This window comes from Pirellulales bacterium, from assembly GCA_019636335.1.
Classification (GTDB): Bacteria; Planctomycetota; Planctomycetia; order Pirellulales; family JAEUIK01; genus JAHBXR01.
This window is the reverse complement of sequence record JAHBXR010000027.1, coordinates 64076-71413: the sequence shown is the minus strand read 5'-3', so window position 1 is coordinate 71413 and position 7338 is coordinate 64076. Positions and strand designations below refer to the sequence as shown.

The following is a 7338-nucleotide window of genomic DNA, read 5'->3' as shown; positions in this document are numbered from 1 at the left end:
TTCGCGCGGTTCGCGTGCGCTTTGTCCCAGGACATGGACCATTTCGGCGCCCAGCAACAGCATGGCGCTCGAGAAGTAGGCCCAGATCATCATGGCGATGAACGAGCCGATGATGCCGTACGCGGTATAGCGCGTGCCGATGACCAGCGCAACGAGCAGGCTCTGGCCGATCTGCCAGGCAGACGCGGCGACGATGGCGCCGATCCAGGCGTCGCGCCAACGAATCTTCGTGCGTGGCAGAAACTTGTAGATCAGCGAAAAGCAGAGCATGCTGATCGCCAAACCGATGAGTAGTTGCGTGCCGTGCCACGCCGTCTGCTCGCCCGCCCATTCGACGGCAATCGTGCGGATCGTCGACAAGATCACGCCGATGATAAAGACCGCGACGACGAGCAGCCCGCTCGAGATCAACATGACGAAGGCCCGCACCCGCGTCACCAGGGCGCTGCGCACGGCTGCCTTCCAGCCGTGGTGATCGGAGTTGGCGTTCGTTTTCCAGATGCGATCGAAGGCCCGCTCGCACTGCGCGAAGATGCCGATCGCGCCGATGCAGAGGGTGACCAGCCCGACCGGGCCCCCGAGCGGCGCCCGCAAGCGCACCTCGGCCAGCATGTGCTCGATCTGATCTCCGAGCCAAGGTGAGGTATTCTCGGCGATCATCTGCACCAGCTCGCGCTGCGCGCTCTGGGCCTCGGCCGAGACGCGCAGCGCCATGCCCAGCGCCGAGGTGAGCACGAGCAGCAGCGGAAAAAAGGAAAAGGCGGCGTAGAACGCCATGGCCGCCGCCAACGAATTGCCATCGTCGTCGTTCCACTGGCTGACCGTCTGGCGCAGCAGGTGGAAGACGCGCGCAGCGCGACCCAACATGAAAGTCATTCCTCGAACGCAGTACCCGGCACGGCTGGCACGCCCACCGTCATGCAAAAGTGTAGCTGCTGGTGGCGCCAGACGACGAACGATCGCATTTCGCTCGCCTGGGGAGCGACTTGCTCGGCGGCAGACCGGATGTCAGACTGTGGTCTCGCCCCACTGGGCAAGGCGCCGCGCGGCGGTCGAGCCCCCCTCTGCGCAGACTGCCATCACCTCACTTGCGGATGCCACCATGAAGACTTTGATCTCTCTGACCATTTTGGCCGCGGCGCTGGGCGTCGCCTGGACCTTTATCTCACCTGCCGAGGAGAATCGCGCGATGGCTGCCGGATCGAAAGCCGCGGGACCGCTGCTGGTCCACAATGTCTACTTCACGCTGAACGACAATTCGCCGCAAAACGTCGAGGCCCTGGTCGCGGCGTGCAAGAAGTATCTCGTGAACCACGAGGGAGTCGTCTTCTTCGCCGTGGGCACGCTGTCGGATCTCGACCGCCCAGTAAACGACCGCGGCTTCGACGTCGGCCTGCACGTTATCTTCGCCGATCGCGCCGCGCACGATAAGTACCAGGTCGCCCCCGATCACCTGAAGTTCATCGAAGAGAACAAGGCCACCTGGAAGCAGGTCCGCGTGTTCGACTCCGACGCCGAGCAGCTTCAATCAAAGTGAGGCCAAAAGCTCTCACGCGGAGACGCGGAGAAGGTTTATTAACGCGGGCGCCACGACGTAGGAGCGCGATGATGCGTGACCTGGCAGAAGATTCCTCCGCGCCTCCGCATGTTCCCATCGCGCTCTTGGCGACTTCGCGGTGAATCACTCTGACGTCGAGTGATTCAAGAGCCGCATGCCGTTGAAGATCACGATGAGGCTGGCTCCCACGTCGGCGGCCACGGCCATCCACATGGTGGCCACGCCGACGGCGGCCAGCACCAGCACGAGCAGCTTGATGGCGATCGCGAACGTGATGTTCTGCGCCAGCAGCGTGCGGCAACGTCGGCCGAGCGAGAAGAGCTCGGCCACGCGGCCGAGATGGGGCGTCATCACGATGACATCCGCCGTCTCGAGTGCCGTGGCGCTGGCCTCCGCTCCCATGGCGATCCCCAGGTGCGACGCGGCGAGCGCCGGCGCGTCGTTGACGCCGTCGCCGACCATCGCCAGGTGAGGGCGTGCGGCGGCCAGCTCGCGGACGGCCGCCAGCTTCTCGTCGGGCAGGAGGCCCGCGCGCACTTCGTCGATTCCCAACTCGCGCGCCACGCGTGCGGCCACTTCGGCATGGTCGCCGGTGAGCATCGTGATGGGGTGAATCTTCAGGCGGCGCAACTTGTCGATGGCCGCCTTGGCATCGCGCCGTGGCGCGTCGCGCATCAAGACAATCCCCCACAAGGCAGCGCTGGCGCCGACCAGGACGGCGGCGAGGCCATCGTCGCCTCCGTTGGCCTCGGCGAGGGCACGCGACAAGGTCTCTTCGTCCACGCCGCCATGTTCGACGAGATAGCGCCGGCTGCCGACAAAAAACTGCTGGCCGTCGAGCTTCCCCGTCACGCCACGCCCCTGCTCGGCGGCGAAATCGGCCGGCTCTGCCAGCGGTATTGCTCGGCGATTCGCCTCGGCCACGATGCCTGCCGCCAGCGGGTGCGCGCTGTGCGCCTCGAGCGCGGCAGCGACGCGCAGCACCTCCTCTTCTCGATGGCCCGGCTGCGCGACGACCCGGATGACCTCGGGTCGCCCCATGGTGAGGGTGCCCGTCTTGTCGAGCGCGATGCTGTCGACACGCCCGGCACTCTCGAGATGCACGCCCCCTTTAATGAGCACTCCACGCCGCGCTGCGGCATTCAGGCCACAGACAATGGTGACGGGCGTCGAGATCACCAGCGCGCAGGGACACGCGATGACGAGCAACACCAGGCCGCGGTGAATCCAATCGATCAGGCGGACGCTGCCGAGGGCATCGGGCCAGACACCAACCCATTCCAGCAATGCCGGCCCGAGGGCGACGAGCACGGCCAGCACAATTACGGCCGGCGTATAGCGACGCGCGAATTGATCGACAAAGCGTTCCGTCGGCGAACGAGCCGCTTGTGCCTGTTCGACCAGGCGTCCGATCTCGGCCAGCACGCTCTCGTCGGCGCGGCGCGTGGCGCGCACCTTGAGCGAACCATCGCCATTGAGCGTGCCGGCAAAAACGTCGTCCCCCGTGCGACGCGCCACCGGTTTGCTTTCGCCGGTGATGGGGGCCTGGTTGATCGTCGTTTCGCCCGACTCGATGCGGCCGTCGGCGGGCAGCCGCTCGCCCGGTTTCACCAGCAGCAGGTCGCCCGGCTGCACGCTGCGCGGATCGACGTCGTCGGCAGGCCCTGGTTCGAGCCGATGCGCCACCGCCGGCGCCAGCCCGGCCAACGTGCCCACGGCGCGCCGCGCGCGGTCGAGACTGGCCCGTTCGAGCCACAGCGCCACTCCGAAGAGCAACATCGCCGTGGCCGCTTCGAAGTAATCGCCCGTCAGAATCGCCCCGGTGGCGGCGATCGTCATGAGGGCATTCATGTCGAGCGCCAAGAGCCGCACGGCGCGCCAGCCGGCCTGGGCCACGCGCGCTCCGGAAACGATGGTCGAGGCAATGGCGAGCGTCGCCACTACCCCATCCGACTCACCGGCAGCCAATCGCCAGGCGACCGCCGCCAGCAGCAACGCCCCGCCGATCCAAAGAGAGGTGCGGCGCGGCTGTTTGGTCACTAGCGGCAGTTCGGCGGAAGTCTGGCTAGCCACCTCGGCCGGGAAACCGATCTCGCGCACGCGGGCCACGAGCGTCGCGGCATCGAGGCGCGCCGGATCGAACTCGACGCGCAACGTCCGCCGCAGGTAGTCGGGCTCGAGCTCGCCCAACCCCTCAAGACGCCGCAGGCCGCGCTCGATCAGCGCCATCTCCTCCGGGCAATCGAGCGCGGGAATCGAGATCGTCTCACGTGTCGAACTACTGCGCACTGCCACGCTGCCGAACCTCGATCCGAGTACCAGGCTGTTCGCGAGGGGCCTTTTGCCATCACGAGTTGCGATGCTTCCACCCAAGTATAGGACTCACCCTGGCGCCCGGCACGCCCCTGGTCGCCGCAGGCGAATTTCGCGAGAATGACGCACGACCGGCGAAGAACTCCTTGTCGTGAGCCGCGTGCGACACTTCGCAGCGCGAACGAACTACTCGAGAGTGTCTCGTGTGGCGCTGCAGGCTTGCCCAGCAGCGCGGCCCCCCTGCGAACCAAGTTCATAGCACCCCTCAAAATCGAAATGCAGCATGCCTGATCCCCAGAACAAGATTCGCTCGACGACGATTCTGAGCGTGCGACACCAAGGTCGCGTCGCCATCGGTGGCGACGGCCAGGTGACGCTCGGCAGCGCCGTCATCAAGTCCGACACGGTCAAGCTCCGTAAGTTGGCCGGTGGCGAAGTCTTCGTCGGCTTTGCCGGCAGCAGCGCCGATGCGTTCGCCCTGCTCGAACGCTTCGAGACGAAGCTCAAGGACTACCCGGCGAACGTGCCACGCGCGGCGACCGAGTTGGCAAAAGATTGGCGCACCGACCGCGCCCTGCGCCGGCTCGAGGCGCTACTGACCGTGGTCGATGCGCGCCACACGCTGCTGGTCTCGGGGACGGGAGATGTGATTCAACCGACCGACGGGATTCTGGGGATCGGCTCGGGGGGAAACTACGCCGTCGCCGCCGCGCGGGCGCTCGTCGCGCATTCGGACCTGTCGGCCGCCGAGATCGTGCGCAAGTCGCTCGAGATCGCCGCCGATATCGACATCTACACGAATCGCAACATTGTCGTCGAGGAGATGCCGTGCGCGACATGACCCCCCGTGAAATCGTCGCCGAGTTGGATCGGCATATCATCGGCCAGCACGATGCCAAGCGCGCCGTGGCGATCGCCGTGCGCAATCGCTGGCGGCGCCAGCGGCTGGGAGACGACATGCGCGGCGAGGTGAACCCGAAAAACATCCTCATGATCGGCCCCACCGGCGTCGGCAAGACCGAGATCGCCCGGCGGCTGGCCAAGCTGACCGGCGCGCCCTTCATCAAGGTCGAGGCCACCAAGTTCACCGAGGTGGGCTACTACGGCCGCGACGTCGAGAGCATGATCCGCGAGCTGGTCGAGAATGGTATCGCGCTGGTGCGCGAGGGAGAACGCAAGCACGTCGCCGAAGAGGCGAAGCGCCGCGCCGAGGCCCGCCTGCTCGACCTGCTGTCGCCGCCGCCGCGCAGCTTCGACGCCTCGCCCGACAGCCCCGACTCGGCCGAGCGCTATCAGCGCACCCGCGAGAAGATGCGGGCCATGCTCGAGGCGGGGGAGCTCGATGAACGTCGCGTCGAGATCACCCTTGAGCAGAAGAGCGTGCCCATGCTGTTCACCGGCGCGGGCGTCGAGCAGATGGACTTCGATCTGCAAGGCATGTTCGAAAAGATCATGCCCAAGAACACCTCGCGCAACGAGATGAGCGTGGCCGAAGCGCGCCGCGTGCTGTTCGAGCAGGAGAGCGACGCGTTGATCAGCCCCGACAAGGTCAACGCCAAGGCGATCGAGCTGGCGGAGAATCTCGGCATTATCTTCCTCGACGAGATCGACAAGATCACGGCGAGCGAAGGGGGGCGCGGCGCCGATGTCTCGCGCCAGGGGGTGCAGCGCGACCTGCTGCCGATTGTCGAGGGGACGACCGTGCAGACGCGCTACGGCCACGTGAAGACCGATCACATCCTCTTCATCGCGGCCGGCGCGTTCCATCGCAATAAGCCCAGCGAGCTGATGCCCGAGCTGCAGGGGCGTTTCCCCATCCGCGTCGAGTTGCAGGATCTCACGCAGGATGATTTCATCCGCATCCTGCGCGAGCCGCGCGGAGCGTTGACCAAACAATACGCCGCGCTGCTCGCGACCGAGGGGGTCGAACTCACCTTCAGCGACGACGGCGTGAACGCGCTGGCCGGCTACGCCTTCGAGTTGAACCAGAAGACGCAGAACATCGGCGCGCGCCGACTCTACACGATCATGGAACGCCTGCTCGAAGAGCTCAGCTTCGAAGCCCCCGACATGCAGATGGGCAAGGTCGAGGTGAACGCCGCCTACGTGAAGCAACGCCTAGAGACGGTCGCCCAGGACGAAGACCTGAGCAAGTTCATCCTGTGACGCACGCTTGCATGGTGTGGCACTGCTGGCTTGCCCAGCAACTCAAGTGTCACGCACGGGGGCGTGACCTATCGGGGCATGAGCGTATCGGCCCCGTCGGTGAGCCACTCGATGTCGAAGCGTGCCAGCGTGATCGTTTCATAAGGCTTCTCGCGACCGCGCTCGTAGAGACAGAGGATCGTGCCCTCGTTCGTCACCGCCAGGTTGCTGTAGGCGCTCGGGCCTTCGTGCAGCACCTTGCCCTCGGTCCAACTCTGACACTCGTCGTAGCTGATGCGCACGGCCAGATTCTCACGCTTCTTCGAACGCGGATTGCTGAACAGAACGCGATTCTTCAGGAAGCGCTTGTCGTCCGTCAGCCGCACGATGCTCGCCTGGCAAACCGGCTCGACCAGCGCCGGTTGATCGACGGCCGGCGAGAACGTGAGTCCGCCATCCTTGCTCCAGGCGACGGCGCGGCAGTGGTTGCCGCGATAGCTGCGCATGTTCAGGCAGACCGAACCGTCGGCGCATTCGACCGCCTCGCACTCGTTCGTCTTCGGATCGAGCGTGGCGCCGATCTTCCAGGTGGCGCCGTGGTCGTCGCTGTAGATGATGTGCGAATACTTCTCTTCCTCGTCGTAGTGATCGCAGGGAATCAACAGTCGGCCGCTGGCCAGTTGAATGCCGTGCCCCGGTCCGGTGGCGTACCACTTATCCCACGAGTCGAGCTTCACCGAGGATGTAATCTCGACCGGCGCCGTCCAGGTGGCGCCATGATCGGGACTCGACATGACGAACACTTGATCGTTGTTGCGGCAGTAGGGGAGCCACAAGATGCCTGTCGTGCGATCGAGCACGGGGCAGGGATTGCCGATCGTGTTCTCGCCGTCGTCGGCGATCACGCGCATCTCGGACCAGGTTTTTCCCTGATCGGTGCTGCGTCGCATCACCAGGTCGATATCGCCGTCGTCGGCCGGACCATTCTTGCGGGCTTCGCAAAACGCCAACAGCGATCCGTCGGCCGCCACGATGATCGACGGGATGCGATAGCTCTTGTAACCCCCTTCGCCGGCGACAAAGAGGGCTTGCTCTTCGAAGAACGGCGCCTCGGCCTGCGCGATGCCGCCGCCGATGGCGACGCACCCTGCAATCCAGACCAAGGCCAACATGCGAACGAGTTGATTCATCGCGCGACTCGTGAAGGAGCGGGCGTCCAGCCCCAGACCGGGGCTCAGGTGGCTAGCTTAACTGCGGTTTCTCTCGTGTCGAGCAGATCCTGCGTTTCGTGGCAGCTTGCTGGCGCTGCCACGCACGAAAAT

At 65.4% G+C, this 7338-nt stretch carries 6 protein-coding genes; 3 read left to right on the top strand and 3 right to left on the bottom strand.

From position 1 onward, the window contains the following. Window positions 1-867, bottom strand: an 867-nt coding sequence (locus KF708_21345; protein MBX3415244.1) for a YihY/virulence factor BrkB family protein, incomplete at its 3' end; no start/stop codon positions are given. 322 nt (window positions 868-1189) lie between these two features. Between KF708_21345 and KF708_21340 the strand changes: the two genes are divergently transcribed. Then, window positions 1190-1537, top strand: coding sequence for a Dabb family protein (locus KF708_21340; GenBank protein ID MBX3415243.1), 348 nt, complete (start codon window positions 1190-1192; stop codon window positions 1535-1537). 144 nt (window positions 1538-1681) lie between these two features. Here the strand turns inward: KF708_21340 and KF708_21335 are convergent, their stop codons facing one another. Further along, window positions 1682-3853: a cation-translocating P-type ATPase gene (locus KF708_21335; protein MBX3415242.1), complete on the bottom strand. Its 2172-nt coding sequence runs from the start codon at window positions 3851-3853 to the stop codon at window positions 1682-1684. A gap of 301 nt (window positions 3854-4154) precedes the next feature. Here KF708_21335 and hslV point away from each other — a divergent pair, with 301 nt between their 5' ends. Beyond that, complete coding sequence (gene hslV / locus KF708_21330; GenBank protein MBX3415241.1) at window positions 4155-4712, top strand: ATP-dependent protease subunit HslV; 558 nt, start codon at window positions 4155-4157, stop codon at window positions 4710-4712. Continuing rightward, entirely contained in the window at window positions 4709-6037 is a 1329-nt protein-coding gene (gene hslU, locus KF708_21325) for an ATP-dependent protease ATPase subunit HslU (protein ID MBX3415240.1), read from the top strand. The genes hslV and hslU overlap by 4 nt, the downstream gene beginning before the upstream one ends. Before the next feature lie 68 nt (window positions 6038-6105). Here hslU and KF708_21320 read toward each other — a convergent pair whose 3' ends face one another. Continuing rightward, entirely contained in the window at window positions 6106-7206 is a 1101-nt protein-coding gene (locus KF708_21320) for an exo-alpha-sialidase (protein MBX3415239.1), read from the bottom strand. Window positions 7207-7338 lie beyond the last annotated feature (132 nt).